The sequence below is a fragment of the Dactylosporangium sp. NPDC000521 genome (genome assembly GCF_042898305.1).
Lineage (GTDB): Bacteria > Actinomycetota > Actinomycetes > Mycobacteriales > Micromonosporaceae > Dactylosporangium.
Genome location: NZ_JBIAYW010000001.1, coordinates 916,423 through 931,885 on the forward strand (window position 1 = coordinate 916,423; position 15,463 = coordinate 931,885).

The following is a 15,463-nucleotide window of genomic DNA, read 5'->3' on the forward strand; positions in this document are numbered from 1 at the left end:
AGACACAATATGCGCGGGGTACGACAGAAACTGCGGAGGTAACTGGTGAGCGCCACGCTGGTGGTGAAGGAGCTCGCGGCCGGTCACGGCGATCGGGCGTTGTTCTCCGGGCTCGATCTCGTCGTCGCGCCCGGCGACGTGATCGGCCTGGTCGGGGCCAACGGGGCGGGCAAGTCGACACTGCTGCGCACACTCGCCGGGCTGCTGCCGACCGAGGCGGGCGGCTTCACCCTCAACCCGCCGACCGCGATCATCGGTTACCTGCCGCAGGAGCCCGACCGCCGCGAGGGTGAGACGCTGCTGCAGTTCCTGGCCCGGCGCACCGGGGTCGCCGACGCGCAGCGGCGGATGGACGCCGCCGCGGAGCGGATCGAACAGGACCCGGACGAGTACTCCGACGCCCTGGAGCGCTGGCTGGCCCTCGGCGGCGCCGACCTCGACGAGCGCGCCGGAGCCGTCGCGGCGGACCTCGGGCTCGCCGTGGACCTCGACCTGCCGATGACGGCGCTGTCCGGCGGGCAGGCGGCCCGGGCCGGGATGGCGTCGCTGCTGCTGTCGCGGTACGACGTCTTCCTGCTGGACGAGCCGACCAACGACCTCGATCTCGACGGCCTGGAGCGGCTCGAACGGTTCGTCCAGGGCCTCAAGGCCGGCGCCGTGATCGTCAGCCACGACCGGGAGTTCCTGGCCCGCACCGCCACCGGGGTGCTGGAGCTGGACCTCGCCCAGCAGCAGGTCAACTTCTTCGGCGGCGGCTACGCGGCGTACCTGGAGGAGAAGGCGATCGCGAGGAGGCGCGCCCGGGAGGCGTACGACGAGTACGCCGACACGAAGGCCGACCTCGAGGCGCGGGCGCGGATGCAGCGCGCGTGGATGGAGAAGGGCGTCAAGAACGCCCGCCGCAAGCAGTCCGACAACGACAAGATCGGCAAGGGCAAGAAGATCGAGTCGACGGAGAAGCAGGCGTCGAAGGCCCGCCAGACCGACCGGCTGATCGAGCGCCTCGAGGTGGTGGAGGAGCCGCGCAAGGAGTGGCAGCTGCGGATGGAGATCGCCGCCGCGCCGCGCGCCGGGGCGGTCGTCGCGACGCTCAACCGGGCGGTCGTGACCCGCGGCGAGTTCACGCTCGGGCCGGTGGACCTGCAGGTCGACTGGGCGGACCGGGTCGCGATCACCGGTGCGAACGGCGCGGGCAAGTCCACGCTGCTCGCCGCGCTGCTCAAGCGGGCCCCGCTGACCAGCGGCACCGCGGCGCTCGGCCCGGGCGTCGTCGTCGGCGAGGTCGACCAGGCCCGCGGCCTGTTCGTCGGGGCGAGACCGCTGCTGGACGCGTTCTGCGAGGCCGTGCCCGACCAGCAGCCCGCCGACGTGCGGACGCTGCTGGCGAAGTTCGGGCTCAAGGCGCACCACGTGCTGCGGCCCGCTGCGAGCCTGTCCCCCGGCGAGCGGACCCGGGCGGCCCTGGCGCTGCTGCAGGGGCGCGGCGTCAACCTGCTCGTGCTCGACGAGCCGACGAACCACCTGGACCTGCCGGCGATCGAGCAGCTGGAGTCGGCGCTGGACGGCTACCCCGGCACGCTGCTGCTGGTGACCCACGACCGGCGGATGCTGGAGGCGGTCCGCACGACCCGCCACATCGACGTGCACGACGGAAAGGTCACGGTCAGGTGAGCGGGGAGTTCTGGACCGAACGGCACCTGTGCACGGTCACGACGATCCGCAGGGACGGCACCCCGCACGTCGCGCCCGTCGGCGCCACCTACGACGAGACGACCGGCATCGCCCGGATCATCACGTCGGGCACGTCGCAGAAGGTCCGCAACGTCCGCGCCAACCCGCGGGTCGCGATCTGCCAGGTCGACGGGCGTCGCTGGACGACCCTGGAGGGCACCGCCGTCATCGACGACGACCCGGCGGCCGTCGCGGACGCCGAGCGGCGCTACGCCGACCGGTACCGGACGCCGCGCCCCAACCCGGCGCGGGTCGTCATCGTCGTGACGGTGACCCGGGTGCTGGGGACGGTCCGGGTAGGTTCGCCGCATGGGGCTTCCTGACCACATCCGGACCATGCGCGCACATCGGGCACGACCTGCTGCTCCTGCCCGGGGTCGGCGGGATCGCCGTGGACGACCGGAGCCGGCTGCTGCTCGCCCGCCGCAGCGACACGGGCGGGTGGGCCGTCCTGGCCGGCATGGTCGAGCCCGGCGAGCAGCCGGGCGACACGGTCGTGCGCGAGGTCCGGGAGGCCGTCAGTTCTGCGGGGGCCACGCCGGCGGCGGGTTCTGCGGGTAGCCGGCCGGCGGGTCCGAGTTTGGCGGGCCGCTGACCGGCGGCGACACCGGCTGCGACGGCACCTGCGGCGCGGGGCCGCCCGCGCCGGGGACCGTCCACGGCTGCGGGATCACGCCCGGGTACTGCTGCGGCGGCCCGCTCGCCGGCGGCTGGCTGGGGTACGCCGGCTGCCCGAACACGGGTCCGCCCGAGGTCGGTGCCGGCGGTGCGGGAAAGCCGGTCGACTGCGCAGGAATTCCCGACGGCCCGGACGGTCCGGACAGCGGCGGGCTCACGTCGTACACCGGCGGCGGCGCGAAACCAGGAGCGGCCGGCGGCGCGAAACCAGGAGCGGCCGGCGGCGGCACGAGATCAGAAGCGGCCGGTGCCGCCGCCAGTGGTGCCACCCGGCGCCCCACCAGCTCCAGCAGCCACACCGCGAGCAGCCCCACCACCGCGAGCAGCCCGGTCGTGAGCAGCGTCGTCGCCGCAGGCACCCCCTCGATCAGCTGCCAGCGGCGCACCCCGTCGACGATGAACACGCCGAGGACCACACCGAACACGCCCGCCCGGCGGCCGAACACGCTGACCCCGCCGAGCAGCACCGCGGCGAGCGCAAACGGCAGCTGCCCCGACTCGGTGAACACGGCCGCGCTGGTCAGCCGGGTCGACAGCACCCCCGCGACCCCGGCGAGCGCCGCCGAGCCGGCCACCCCGACCAGCGCGCCGGTGAGCTTCGCCGGCCGCCAGCGCGCGGGGTCCTCCGCTCCCGAGGGGCGGTTCGCGGTGAGCCCGCGGCGGGCGGCCGGCAGCGCGAACAGGACGGCGCCCGCGATCGATCCGGCGACGAAGACGGTGACCCACCAGCCGAAGCCGCCGGACGCGTGGGCGCCGGTGACCTGGAGCAGCCGGCCCTCGGTGACCTTGAGCAGCACGGCGGAGACGACGAACCCGCCGCCGAGCGTCACCGCCCACGCGGGCAGCGCGGTCAGGCCGGTGAGGAGGGCGAGCACGACGCCGACGCCGAACGCGGCGAGGACCGCGACCAGGAACGCGGCCGGCACGGGCGTGCCGTCGTTCACCCGGCCGGCGTACACCCAGCCGGCGAGGACCGCGATCGAGCCGATCGCCAGGTTCGGGGTGGCGGTGCGCAGCGACAGGGCCAGGCCGCAGGCGGCGAAGCCGAGGATCGCGATGCCCGGCCACGACTGGCCCCGGCTGAAGACGGCGGCGTGGGCGTTGAGCAGACCGGCGGCGACGGCACCGGCGGCGAGCAGGAGCACCGCCTCCCAGACCAGGTGCGGTGCGAGCTCACGCATGGGTCGGGCCTCGGTCATGCGGCGACGCTACCGCGCATCGACGACCGGCGCTGCCCACACGCCGCCCGGCGTCATCCGTTCGGCGTGCTCTACTCTCCGCGGGTGGCCGACGATGTCGAAGATCCGGTGGCGCAGGCGCACGGTGAGCTGTCCCTGGCGCGGGTGGCGCTCGCCGAGGACGACCTCGAGCACGCCGCCAACCACATCGCCGGCGCGATCGCGTGGGCGCCCGGGCTGCCGGAGGTCCATGAGCTGCTCGCGGCGCTGACCGTCAGGGCCGGCGGTGAGGTCGCCGAGCTGTTCCCGCTGCGGGAGCCGGCGTTCATCGGCACGGTCGTGGCGCGGGCGCACGTGACGGCGCAGGCCGACCCGATCGGGGCGCTGCGGATGCTGGCGCAGGCGACCGGGTTCGACCCGGAGCAGCCGTGGGCGGACGTCAGCTGGGTGCGGGCCGCCGACCCGGCCGGCCTGGACCCCGACGACCTCGCCCGGCTCTTCGTCGGGGTGATGCAGCGGCTCGGCGACCCGGCGCCGCCGCCGGTGGCGAAGGCCAACGAGGTGTGGCTGGACCTCGCCCGCCGGTCGCTGCGCGCCCACCCCGGCCACGCGCTGCTGCACGGGGCCGCGGCCGGGCTCGGCCGCCGGTTCGGTGACACGGCGGAGGCCGTCCGCTGGGGCGCCCGCGGGCACCGGCTGCACCCGGACAAGCTGACGTCGGTCTGGTACGCGTACGCCCTGCGCGCCGACGGCCGCCTCGACGCGGCGCTGAAGGTGATGCGCGCGGCGTGGCGGGCGGCGCCGCAGGAGGTGGACCTGTGCGCCGACATGGCCAACTGGCTCGCCGACTCCGGCCGCGTCGACGAGGCGATCGAGCTGCTGGAGGAGGGGATGCGCCGCCGGTCGGACTACGACTGCGCCGTGCACACCGCGCACCGGCTGCGGTTCCAGCGCGACGGCGACGCGAACCACCTGGTGGCGCTCGCCGACTTCATCCGTGAGCACCCCGTCGTCAGCCACGAGCACTCCGACCTGGCGCAGGCGTGCGAGCGGCTCGCGTGGCTCGGCCGGGTCACCGGCCCGACGGAGGCGTGCGTGAACACGCTGCACCGGATCCCGGCCGCCGAGCGGGCCACGATGGACGGCGGGATGTCGCTGTCGGCGCTCGAGGTGCCCAGCGCCCTCGCCGTGCTGCGCCGCCAGGTGCCGGGCGTCACCGTGCGGGTGGAGGGCGCCCCGGCCCCCGACCTGGTGCGGCCGCTGAAGGAGGTGCGGGTGCTGTGGCGGTACGACGGGACCACCGCCTATCCGACGGTCGAGCCCGCCTCCGCGGCCGGCCAGGCCCTCCTCGCGGGGATCGCCGGTCCGGTGTGGCCGCACCCGGTCGCCGCCTACGACCACGCGATGCCCCTCGGCGAGCTGCCGGTCGAGCAGCTGCTGTCGCTGCTGGTGCACCCTCCGGCGCGGCCCGAACGGTTCGCGGACCTGCCCGACGGCTGGTGGGAGCGTTCGGCGCAGGTGTTCGCGTGCCTCGGCCTGCTGCACTGCGGCGAGCTGCGCAACCCGGCCGACCCCGGGGACACGGCCGCGCAGCGGCGGCTGCTGACCGACATCGCGTGGGGCGTGGAGGACTGGACGACGGAGGCGGCGCTCTTCGCGCTGACGGTCGCGGCGTGGCTGGACCCGGCGTGCCGGGTGGAGGTCTGTGACACGGTCGGCCGCCGGTTCCTGGCGGCGGTGCGGGCGTCGCGGACCAGGGCGGTGACGATCAAGGACTCCCTGGCGGCGCTGGTGCGGATCGTCCCCGGCATGGTCCCGGACATGCTGGCCCTGGCCGCTGAGGTGTCGGGTGTACCGGCGGCTCCCGCCCGCGCGGAGAAGCCGGCCTCCCCGTCACGGTTCGGCCGGCTCTTCCGGCGGCGTCAGCGGTAGCGCCGCGCACCGGTGGCGCGGTGCGTCGCGCCGGCGCTCCCGGCGTCAGCAGTAGCGGTACACGTCGGTGGCGCGGTTCATGGCGCTGCCGACGTAGGCGATCGAGCGGTAGCCGACGCCGACGGTGAACAGGCCGGTGCCGTAGTCGAAGAACTGCACGGCGCCCCGGTCGAGGTTGTAGTACGCGGACTCGACGCGGTCCTGCCAGTCGTACGTGGCGAGGCTCTGCCAGGAGCAGGACGACAGCTTGCCGCGGGGGTAGCCGAAGTCCGGGCGGTCGTAGAAGCAGAACCACCCCTTCGGGCAGTCGACGTAGGCGGTCGTGTGCTGCGGGTCCTGGACCGGCGGCTGGACGGGCGGCGTCAGGGTGACGACGAACCTGCCGCCGTCGTAGCTGATCTCGTTCGGGGCGACGATGGTCCCGCCCGGGTGTCCGGTGAGGTACGACGCGGTGCCCGGCGAGACGGGCGCGGCCGCCGCGGGCGCGGCGGCGGTGGTGACGGCGGCGGTGACGAGGCAGGCGAGTGTCAGGGCACGGAGCATGGCTGAACCCCCACGTTTCAGCGGACCGGGACGTGCTGCGGTGACCGCGTGTCACCTCGCGGATCCCCCCGGACCGGTCGTGGTGCACGCCGTCGCGGCGACGGTATGCGCGACGCTGCGTGGTCACCATCCTCACGTGCAGACTGTGGCATGAATGAATATGTGCCAGCTCTGCCCGGCTGTTCGGGTTGGCCGAATTCTCCACGATTTCTCCGCCGATCGTACGGACCGTAACGGCGGCGGGCGTGGGGCCCGACCTGCGCGGGTGCCGTGACGAAGGGCGGTGTGGCTGACGCACCGTGACGAACGGCCGGCCACTTCGAGGGCGGCCGGCCGTTTCTGCAAGTTGCAGTGCCGGTCAGTCCCGCAGGTCGTCCCAGGTCGACCGCAGGTAGATCACCCGCCGGGCGAGCAGGTAGGTCCGGTCCGCCTGCCGGCGAAGGGTCTCGTGCGACAGCACCCGCCCGTCGCGCTGGTCGAAGACCAGGGTCTCCCGGACGCCGTCGGCGGTATCCGCGCTGAACGCCTTGCCGGGCAGGCCGAGCTTCTCCACCGTGGTCTTGCCGGTGTACTGGAGATCGGGTGCGGCGCGCAGCATGCGCAGGACCGCGATGCGCTCGGCCTGTCGCAGCGGGTACGTGTCGCACAGGTCGGCGACGCCGAGCAGGAGCACGGTCACGCCGCCCGGCTTGCGGAGCCCTTCCAGGACGTGCTGCAGCTGGGCCGGGTCGGTGCTCGGCGGGCCGGCGGCGTACCGGGGCGGGCCGGGCGGCAGCGGGTCCGGGTTCGCCGGCGCCCCGGTGCCGGTGACGACGCGGCGCCCGGGGCCGTTCGGCGACCAGTCGAGCTCCTCGGTGACCTCGCTGACGATCCCGTCGTAGGTGGGTGCCGGGCCGAACGTGGTGAGGACGAAGTCGACGTGGGCGGTGCCGCCGGTGGTGTCCTGTGCCAGTTCCGCGGCGGCGATGAGGGCGTCGAGCTCGACCGCGGCGGGTCCGCCGGCGGGCGGGCTGATCGGCGGCGGTGAGGTGCCGGTCGCGCCGCGGCCCGGAAGGCCGCCTGTCCGCGCGCCGTCCTCGCCGGCGCCGAGCACGTACCCGCCTGCGGCCAAGCCGGCGCCGATGAGCACGGCCGCGCCCGCCAGCAGCGCCGTGCGGCGGGGCACCGGCGGTTTCCGCGCCGCCGGCGGCGGTGCCGGGTGCGGCTCCGGTGGCAGCCGGTCGAGGTGGGACCTCCAGTGCAGCACGTCGTCGGGGCTGCAGCCGCCGAGGTAGACGCGCCAGAGCAGCGCGGCGTCGGTGCACGCCTCGGCGAGCAGGTCCTCGTCGCACGGCACGGGGCCGGGCAGCTCCTTCGGCACCGGGTGCTGCGCGGCGTCGGCGCGGCGCTGCAGGAGCACCTGGTCAGTGACGCCGTCGGCGGCGAGCGCCGCGGCGGCCGCCGCCCGCAGCGCGGGGCGGTCCTTGACGCCGGCGAGGTCGGGGCGGAAGAGCGCCGCGCGCCGCTCGTATTCGGCGTGGTCGGCGCACCAGTTGGTGATCGGCGTGCCGTTCTGCTTGACGCTGGTGAGGAACGCGGCGCACTGCTGGGCGGTGGGGAGCCGCTTGGCGGGGCTGGCGATCTCGCACGCCTGGCTCTCACTCATCTGCGCGCCCTTGCCGACGACCTTGTACGACGGGCTGCCGGCGGCCACCCTGGCCTGGCGGAGCCGGCGGGCGTGTTGTGCGATGGGTCCGTAGCTGAGGATGGGAGCCTCACGCCGGCCGCGTCTCCTCCCCTCGTCCGGCGGGGGCTGGGCATGGTTGTTCGCGCCTCGGGGGTCGGTCATGACTTCCGTTTCCGGTGCGTGTGACTTCTCGAGTTCGGTGTCGTCCGGCGGGGACGCCCTACTGAGGGCTGGTAGGGCGTCGCCTCACCGGATCAGCGATCTTCAGGGGCGCGGGATGCGTCAATGTGCCGCCGTTTGCAGCCGTACGGCACGCTTCCCGACTCGCGGCAGTTTGCCACCAGGACTGTGGTGTTCGCCACTCATGCGACCACCCGGATAACCGACACATAGTCCGGGTTCGATTGCATGGGCGGCCGTCGGACCGTCAGCGCCGGATTGGCCGGGCGGTGGAGACGGACCGGCCCGTACGGCGCCGACCAGCGGCGACAGGTCCGGCGCCGCCGACCGCATCGGCGGTCGTCACTGGCCCGACCTCGGAGTGAACCGCGCCGTCCGACCCTGGCTGCGTTGACAACAATGAGGTAACGTCGCCGCATTCGGTAACGCCACGGTCACGCGACCTGCATTCAGGTGCGTCGCGGGGGCCGTTGAGCTCCCGGTCGGACCTTCTCGAGGGTTCAGCGATCTGGGGACGGGGGTCTTCCGTTGCAGCGGGAGGCCCCCACTGCCGTCCCGGTGCCCGGCCCCGCTGCCGCCGCTTCGGTGCCGCGCGGCGGCGCCGGATGAGCCGTTCGGCGGCGGTGGCGCAGGCCACGACGAGCGCGGTGACTTCCGCCGGTCCGGCGCCCCGGACGACGGTGAGCGCCGCGAGCCCGAAGACCGCGGTGAGCGCGGCGACGGTGATCACGGCGCCGGAGCGGTCCTCGGCGTGCCGGTCTTCGTGCGGGTCTTCCGCGTCCGATGTTCCCATGTGATCCTCCTGATGGGGGTGCCCCGCATGGTCTTCAGGCGAGGTGAACCAACATCATCGGAGGCTCGGGATGATCAAAAACAGAGATCAATCTCCGGGATTTCGCCGACGTCCAGCCCGGTTTCCGGTGCCATTCGCATCCGAATGAATCGGCGACGGATCCACAGGTGGATCCGGTTGTCCGCGGGACCGCAATGGAGAACGCGCGGAGAACTCTGGAGAACTCCAAGGCCTGCACGGCCTGCGCTCGTCACTATACCGCCTTATGGGCATAGCGACAAGGACCCGGAGACGCCGATGGCCGGCGGGGAGACCGCCGGCCATCGGATCGTGTGTGAGGGGGCTACCAATAATGACGGCGCCCGGCGAGCGGGCGGCCGACGGCGCCCAGGATCCACAGCACCGCGCCCACGATCAGCAGCACGATGCCGATCGTCTCCAGGATGCCGACGTGCAGGAAGAGCCCGAGCAGGAACAGGATCAGGCCTAGGACGATCATCTTCAGCTCCCGGGGAGGAGGGGGTATTGCATGGACGTTCTCCAGGTACCCCTCCCCCTCGACTTCTGAAACACGGTTCACCCGCGGCGGCCCCGGCGGGCGCGAATGTAGTCGGACACGACGTATTTGCCCAGGTCATCAGCGTCCGGAGTGAAAACCCGCCCGCCGCTGCGCCGGGCGACGGCGTCGACGAAGCGGCGCAGGCCGGGATCCTCGCCGAGCATGAACACATTGAGCACCGCGCCGTACCGGGTGAGCTGGTCGACCTCGTGCACGGTCGCGGTGACCGTCTCGCGGGTCGACGGCCAGCGGAAGTACGACGTGCCGTCCTCGAGCAGGTGCGCGGTCGGCTCGCCGTCGGTGACGACGAGGACGACCGGGTCGGAGCCCGGGTGCCGGCGCAGGTGCCGGCCCGCGAGCATGAGCGCGTGCTGCAGGTTGGTGCCCTGCACGTAGTCGGGCTCGACGGCGGCCAGCTCCTCGACGGACAGTTTCGTCGCGTACCGGCCGAACCCGACGATCTGGAGGGCGTCCTGCGGGAAGCGGGTCGCGACGAGGTGGGACAGTGCCAGCGCGGCCTGTTTCATCGGGCCCCACCGGCCGTCGGCCATCATCGAGAAGGACAGGTCGACGCAGAGCGCGACGGCGGCGGACACCCGCCGCTCGGTCTCGGCGATCTCGAAGTCCTCGACGTCCAGCCTGATCGGCAGGACGGCGGTGCCGCCGGTGGCCTGGCGGCGCACGGCGTTGCCGATGGTGCGCACGACGTCGATCGGCTGCTCGTCGCCGTACTGCCAGCGCCGTGACGCCCCGGTGAGCTCGCCCGCCGCTCCGGCGTCGCGCAGGTCGTGCTGCCCGCGCCGGCCGGCGGTGAGGTCGGCGAAGACGGTGCGCAGGGCGGTGCCGCCCAGCCGGCGCAGCGCCTTGGGGCTGAGCGTGAGCCCGTCGGCGCCGCGGGTGACCCAGCCCTGCCGGCGCAGCTGCTGCTCCAGCTCCCGCAGCCGGCGCAGGTCGTCGGCGGCGGAGCGGCCCAGCTGCCGTTCGACGGCCTCGACGTCGACGTCGTCCAGCGTGGCGCCGGGGTGCTCCTGGCCGAGCTGGTCGATGAGGTCGTCGAGGTCGCCGATCTCCTCCAGGGCGCCGGCGGCCTCGCCGTAGCCGAGGTCGCGGTCGCCGCGGACCCGCTCGCCACGACCCCAGTTCAGGTCGGGGCGCAGCGCGCGCAGGTTGTCGGTGAGGGCGGCCATCTCCCCGGCGAGGCCGCCGAGGGACTGCTCCATCAGCGACTGCAGCTCGGCGCGCTGCTGCGGGCTGAGCGAGCGCATGAGCCGCTCCCCCGCGGCGGCGCGGCGGGCGAGCGCGTCGACGAGCTCTTCCACCGATCCGGGCTGCTCGGGGAAGAAGTCGCCGTGCTGCGCCATGAACTGCGCGAACGCGTCGTCGGTGTTCTCCCCGCGGGCGTGCTTGGCGAGCAGCCCGTTGAGGTCCTGCAGCATGTCCCGCATCCGCGCGGCCATCGCCGGGTCCTGCAGCGCCTCCTTCATGCCCTGGAAGCGCTGGCCCAGGACCTCGTCGCGCAGCTGGTCGAGGATCTGGTCGTACAGTGCCTTCGCTTCCGGCGACGTCCACTGATATTCGGACAGTTCCGACACCGCCCGCGACGTGGAGCGCGGCAGGTTGGCCAGCTGCGCCTCCGCGAACCGGGCATCGTCGGAGTCGATCGCCGCCAGGGCGTCGCGCTCGGTGGCGACGGCCTGGTCGAGGAGCTGCTGGGCGCGGGTCACGGCGCCGTCGAGGTCGCCGCGGCGCATGGCCTCGCGCCGCAGCCGCCGCGCCCTGGCGAGGAGGTCGTCGAGGCCACGGCCGCCGTCAGGCCCGTTGCGCAGCAGGTTGCGCAGGGCGTCGCGGAGGCTGCCGCCGTCCAGGACCTCGGCGCCGACCTGGTCGACGGCGGCGCGCACGTCGTACGGCGGGGCGAGCGGGTCGGGCCCGCCTCGCCACGCCCCGTACCGGAACCTGTTGTGACGCACGCGCTCAGCCTCCGTAGACGGTGCGGCCGTCCTCGGTGAGGTCCTTGGACAGCCGTCTGGTGAGGTGCAGGCCCTCCAGGACGAACTCGATGCCGGCGGCGGCCTCGCCGCGGCTGGGCGCGTCGCCGAGCCCGAGCCGCTCGAGGACCTTCGCCAGGCCGGGCACGGTGCCGACCTGCTGCAGGATGTCGTCGGCGCCGGCGAGCTCGCCGGTCTCGATGACCTGCCCCTCGGCGACGAGGTCGGTGAAGCCGGACAGGTCCAGCCCGGCGAGCCGGGACCGGAACGTGTCGGCGGTCGCGGTGCGCAGCAGGTGCGCGAGGATCTCGATCTCGCGACCCTCCTCGCCGCTGTCGAACTCGACCTTGCCGCGCAGGGTGCTGGTGACGCTCACCGTGTCCCCGACCCGGGCGACGGGCTTGTCGTCGCCGAGCAGCCCGCCGCGGCGCAGCGCGGACGCGGCCACGGTCTCGGCGGCGGCGATGGCGAAGCGGGCGGACACGCCGGAGCGGGAGTCGACGGCCGGCGACTCGCGCACCGCCCGGGTGAACCGGGCCAGCACCTCGATCACATGGCTGGGGACCTGCGCCGTCAGCGAGGCCTCCTGCTGGATCAGGTCGATCTCCAGCTCGAGGTCCAGGGGGTAGTGGGTGCGGATCTCGGCGCCGAAGCGGTCCTTGAGCGGCGTGATGATCCGGCCGCGGTTGGTGTAGTCCTCCGGGTTGGCGCTGGCGACGAGCAGCACGTCCAGCGGCAGGCGCAGCTGGTAGCCGCGGACCTGGATGTCGCGCTCCTCCAGCACGTTGAGCAGCGAGACCTGGATGCGCTCGGCGAGGTCGGGCAGCTCGTTGACGGCGAAGATGCCGCGGTTGGTGCGCGGGACGAGTCCGAAGTGGATGGTCTCCGGGTCGCCGAGGGTCCGGCCCTGCGCGACCCGGATCGGGTCGACGTCGCCGATCAGGTCGCCGACCGACGTGTCCGGGGTGGCGAGCTTCTCCCCGTACCGCAGCGAACGGTGCAGCCAGTCGACCGGCAGCGCCTCGCCGGCCTCGGTCGCGAGGCGCCGCGACGCGGGCGTGATCGGCGCATACGGGTGCTCGTTGAGCTCCGACCCCGCGATGACCGGGGTCCACTCGTCCAGCAGCGACACGAGGCCGCGGATGACGCGGGTCTTGCCCTGGCCGCGCTCGCCGAGCAGGACCAGGTCGTGGCCGGCCAGGATGGCCCGCTCGAGCTCGGGCAGGACGGTGTCGTCGTAGCCGACGACGCCGGGGAAGCGGGGCTCGCCGCTGCGGAGCTTGGCGAGCAGGTTGTCGCGCAGTTCTTCCTTGACGGTGCGGAACCGGTGGCCGCTGGCGCGCAGCTCGCCCACGGTGCGGGGCAGGTCCAAAGGCTGGGTCACCGCTCGAACCTAGCGCGGCAACATTTCGGTTGGCGAAACGCCACGGAACGTGGCCAGCAGGCGGGTGCGGACCGCCGCCGCGCCGGGGGTGAGCGGACCGTCACGGTGGGCGAGGAACAGCGTGTTCAGCGGCGGCACCGGCGGGTCGTGCAGCAGCACCAGGCGGCCCGCCTCGAGGTCCGCCCGGACCAGGTACTCGGGGAGCACGCTGCAGCCGGCGCCCGCCAGGACGAGGGCGCGGACGGCGTGCAGGTTGGGCACGACCACGTCGGCGGTGCGGTGCTGCCGCTGGTCGAAGACGCTGCGCCAGTACCGGCGGATGATCGGCAGCTCCTCGGCGTAGCTGACCAGCGGGGTGGTCGCGGCGTCGCGGGCGGTCGCGGCGACGAGCACGAACTCCTCGTCGTAGAGCGGCTCGGCGCGCAGCTGGCGGCGGCGCGGGCGGCTGGTGAGGACGGCCAGGTCGAGGGCGCCGGTGCCGAGCGCGTCGGCGAGGTCGTCGGACAGGCCGAGCGTGACGCGCAGCTTGAGGCCGCCGGCGACGAGCCCGGCGAGCGCGGGCAGGACGAGGTCGGTGAGGAACTCGGCGGCGCCGCCGAGCCGGACGGTGCCCTCCTCGGGGCGTTCGGCGACGCCGGCGAGGTCGTCGAGCGGGCCGGCGACCTGCCGGGCGAGGAGGTCCGCGGCCGGGGTCGGGGTGACGCCGCGGGGCTGCCGCACGAAGAGCGGCCGGCCGAGCGCCGCCTCGAGGGCCTGGAGCTGGGCGGTGACGGTCGGCTGCGACAGGGCGAGGCGGCGGGCGGCGCCGGTGACGGAGCCCTCCCGGTGCACGGCGAGGAACGTGCGGAGCAGGTCCAGCGAGATCGCCATAGGATTTCCTATGGTACTGCCCGCCTGAGGCTATTGGCGCCGATGGCACTCGGCGGCCGAAGCTGTCCGCATGACAGCGACCCTGATCGTCCTGACCAGCCACGCGACCCTCGGCGACACCGGCCGGAGCACCGGCTTCTACGTGTCGGAGGCGGCCCACCCGTGGGAGGTGTTCACCAAGGCCGGGCACGCCGTGACGGTGGCGTCGGTGCTCGGCGGCGACCCGCCCCGCGACGGCGGCACCGACGGCCACGAGGACTTCCTCGCCGCCCTCGGCCACGACACCCCGGCCGTCGCCGACGTCGACCCGGCCGCGTTCGACGCGGTGTTCCTGGCCGGCGGGCACGGCACGATGTGGGACTTCCCCGGCAGCACGGCGCTGCGGTCGCTGGTGCGGCAGGTGTACGAGCGGGGCGGCGTCGTCGGTGCGGTCTGCCACGGGCCTGCCGGGCTGACCGGCGTCACCCTCACCGGCGGCGGGCACCTCCTCGCGGGCCGGGACGTCGCCGGGTTCACCGACGAGGAGGAGGCGGCGGTCGGGCTGACCGAGGTGGTGCCGTTCTCGCTGCAGCAGCGCCTCGAGGCGGTCGGCGCGCGGCACACCGGCGCGGCGCCGTGGCAGCCGCACGTGGTCCGCGACGGCCGCCTCGTCACAGGCCAGAACCCGGCCAGCGCGACCGGCGTGGCGGAGGCGATGCTCGACGCCCTCGCCGGGTAGTCAGCGGGTGCTGGCGGTCCAGCCGCTGAACCCGGTCCAGGCGTTGTCAGGCCCCTGGTAGTGGTAGTAGTCGTGCGCGGCATCCCGGCCGAGCAGCACGAACGCGGCGGTCAGCGCCACCAGCACGCCGGTGACCGCGGTCGAGGACAGCACCGAGAACCACAGCGGCAGCACCTTGTACAGGTGGGCCTCCTCGGCCGCGCCGTAGGCGAGCAGGGCGTTGTCGGGGTTGATGGCGACACCGAACAGCAGCACGACCCCGCTGAGCAGGGCGGCGGACCCGACAACGAAGCGGGTGCCGATGTGCCGGCGCGGGATCGCCGTCGCGGCGCCGACGAGCAGCAGGGCCATCCCGGCGCCGAGCACGACGGTGAGCGCCAGGCGGATGCGCATACTGTCGATCTGTTCCTGCTCGCGGATGCTCCACGGCGCGTGGGCGGCGTAGGCCGCGCCGAACCGGCCGAGCAGCACCGCCGCCGCGGCGGTCTGCCCGCCGAGCAGCCCGATCGCGCCCACCACCAGCCAGAACGCCCGCCGCACGGGGGCGGCCGGGCGCCGGCGCGGGGCGGGGTCGGCGGCCATCCCGTCCAGCGTAAGCCTCGGCAGGTGGGCGCTCATCAGCCGCGGCGGAGGAGATCCAGCCAGGAACCGTAGCCACCCCACCGGGCGCCCGGGTCGTAGTCCTGGCAGTACCCGGCCGCCGCCGGGCGGCCCATCCGGACGAACGCGATGCCGAACAGCGCCGCCACCCCGAACACCACCACCGCGGACAGCGTCTGGAACCAGGCGGGGATCAGCGTCTCGAGCCACGCGAGGGAGGCGGCGTCATCGGGGGTGACCGCGCTCTCGGGGCTGAACACCACGCCAAGGACGAGCGCGACGCCGGCGAGGAGCGCGAGGGCTCCGACGACGCTGCGGCTGGTGTCGGCGCGCCGGGCGACGGCGGCCGCGGCGAGGCCGAGCATGAGCGTCAGGACGGCGCCGACCAGCACGGCGACGGTGAGCCGCAGCTCGATGCCGTCGGCGACCTCGTCGCCGACGTCGAACGGGTTCGAGGGCTTGATGGCCTGGTAGGTGTCGTCGAAGCCGGCCAGGAGCACCGCGCTGGCCACGGTCTTGGCGAGGATCAGCAGGAGCCCGATGGCGGCGAGCCAGAACGCCTGCCGGACGGCGGCGGGCGGCGGGTCGAGCCGGAAGTCGTCGTTCATCGCCGTCAGCGTAAGGACCGCCGCCGCACCGGGCG

The 15,463-nt window shown here is 74.1% G+C and carries 14 protein-coding genes; 5 read left to right on the top strand and 9 right to left on the bottom strand.

Annotated features, from left to right (window positions below):
- The first annotated feature begins 45 nt into the window (after nucleotides 1–45).
- From ACFY3L_RS04355 to ACFY3L_RS04365, 3 genes are read left to right on the top strand one after another with little or no spacing between them, the layout of a single operon-like run.
- A complete protein-coding gene (locus tag ACFY3L_RS04355; RefSeq protein WP_389318582.1) occupies nucleotides 46–1,671 on the top strand; it encodes an ABC-F family ATP-binding cassette domain-containing protein in 1,626 nt (541 codons plus the stop codon).
- Entirely contained in the window at nucleotides 1,668–2,054 is a 387-nt protein-coding gene (locus tag ACFY3L_RS04360) for a TIGR03618 family F420-dependent PPOX class oxidoreductase (protein ID WP_389318584.1), read from the top strand. Before ACFY3L_RS04355 ends, ACFY3L_RS04360 begins: the two co-directional genes overlap by 4 nt.
- Before the next feature lie 44 nt (nucleotides 2,055–2,098).
- Entirely contained in the window at nucleotides 2,099–2,326 is a 228-nt protein-coding gene (locus tag ACFY3L_RS04365; RefSeq protein WP_389319159.1) for an NUDIX domain-containing protein, read from the top strand.
- Here the strand turns inward: ACFY3L_RS04365 and ACFY3L_RS04370 are convergent.
- Nucleotides 2,250–3,608: a hypothetical protein gene (locus ACFY3L_RS04370; RefSeq protein ID WP_389318586.1), complete on the bottom strand. Its 1,359-nt coding sequence runs from the start codon at nucleotides 3,606–3,608 to the stop codon at nucleotides 2,250–2,252. The genes ACFY3L_RS04365 and ACFY3L_RS04370 overlap by 77 nt on opposite strands.
- 84 nt (nucleotides 3,609–3,692) lie before the next feature.
- Here ACFY3L_RS04370 and ACFY3L_RS04375 point away from each other — a divergent pair, with 84 nt between their 5' ends.
- Complete coding sequence (locus ACFY3L_RS04375) at nucleotides 3,693–5,519, top strand: tetratricopeptide repeat protein (protein WP_389318588.1); 1,827 nt, start codon at nucleotides 3,693–3,695, stop codon at nucleotides 5,517–5,519.
- A gap of 45 nt (nucleotides 5,520–5,564) precedes the next feature.
- On the opposite strand, the gene ACFY3L_RS04380 is transcribed toward ACFY3L_RS04375, so the two are convergent.
- The 6 genes from ACFY3L_RS04380 to ACFY3L_RS04405 form a co-directional block, all read right to left on the bottom strand.
- The gene (locus tag ACFY3L_RS04380; protein ID WP_389318590.1) at nucleotides 5,565–6,062 is read right to left on the bottom strand and encodes a peptidase inhibitor family I36 protein; all 498 of its coding nucleotides are present in this window, start codon (nucleotides 6,060–6,062) and stop codon (nucleotides 5,565–5,567) included.
- A gap of 358 nt (nucleotides 6,063–6,420) precedes the next feature.
- Complete coding sequence (locus ACFY3L_RS04385) at nucleotides 6,421–7,890, bottom strand: hypothetical protein (RefSeq protein ID WP_389318591.1); 1,470 nt, start codon at nucleotides 7,888–7,890, stop codon at nucleotides 6,421–6,423.
- 1,154 nt (nucleotides 7,891–9,044) lie between these two features.
- Nucleotides 9,045–9,200, bottom strand: a complete 156-nt coding sequence (locus ACFY3L_RS04390) for a DUF6131 family protein (protein ID WP_203853177.1) — start codon at nucleotides 9,198–9,200, stop codon at nucleotides 9,045–9,047.
- Between the two features lie 77 nt (nucleotides 9,201–9,277).
- Nucleotides 9,278–11,230, bottom strand: a complete 1,953-nt coding sequence (locus tag ACFY3L_RS04395) for a VWA domain-containing protein (protein WP_389318593.1) — start codon at nucleotides 11,228–11,230, stop codon at nucleotides 9,278–9,280.
- Nucleotides 11,231–11,234: 4 nt separating this feature from the next.
- Complete coding sequence (locus tag ACFY3L_RS04400) at nucleotides 11,235–12,632, bottom strand: sigma 54-interacting transcriptional regulator (RefSeq protein WP_389318595.1); 1,398 nt, start codon at nucleotides 12,630–12,632, stop codon at nucleotides 11,235–11,237.
- A 9-nt stretch (nucleotides 12,633–12,641) separates the two neighbouring features.
- Complete coding sequence (locus tag ACFY3L_RS04405; RefSeq protein ID WP_389318597.1) at nucleotides 12,642–13,502, bottom strand: LysR family transcriptional regulator; 861 nt, start codon at nucleotides 13,500–13,502, stop codon at nucleotides 12,642–12,644.
- A 70-nt stretch (nucleotides 13,503–13,572) separates the two neighbouring features.
- Between ACFY3L_RS04405 and ACFY3L_RS04410 the strand changes: the two genes are divergently transcribed.
- Nucleotides 13,573–14,220: a type 1 glutamine amidotransferase domain-containing protein gene (locus ACFY3L_RS04410; protein WP_389318599.1), complete on the top strand. Its 648-nt coding sequence runs from the start codon at nucleotides 13,573–13,575 to the stop codon at nucleotides 14,218–14,220.
- Here the strand turns inward: ACFY3L_RS04410 and ACFY3L_RS04415 are convergent, their stop codons facing one another.
- Together ACFY3L_RS04415 and ACFY3L_RS04420 are read right to left on the bottom strand one after the other, a co-directional pair.
- Nucleotides 14,221–14,802 carry a hypothetical protein gene (locus ACFY3L_RS04415; protein WP_389318600.1) on the bottom strand — a complete coding sequence of 194 codons (582 nt, stop codon included), beginning with the start codon at nucleotides 14,800–14,802 and terminating at the stop codon, nucleotides 14,221–14,223. It abuts the gene before it with no gap.
- Nucleotides 14,803–14,837: 35 nt separating this feature from the next.
- Nucleotides 14,838–15,428: a hypothetical protein gene (locus tag ACFY3L_RS04420; protein ID WP_389318601.1), complete on the bottom strand. Its 591-nt coding sequence runs from the start codon at nucleotides 15,426–15,428 to the stop codon at nucleotides 14,838–14,840.
- Nucleotides 15,429–15,463 lie beyond the last annotated feature (35 nt).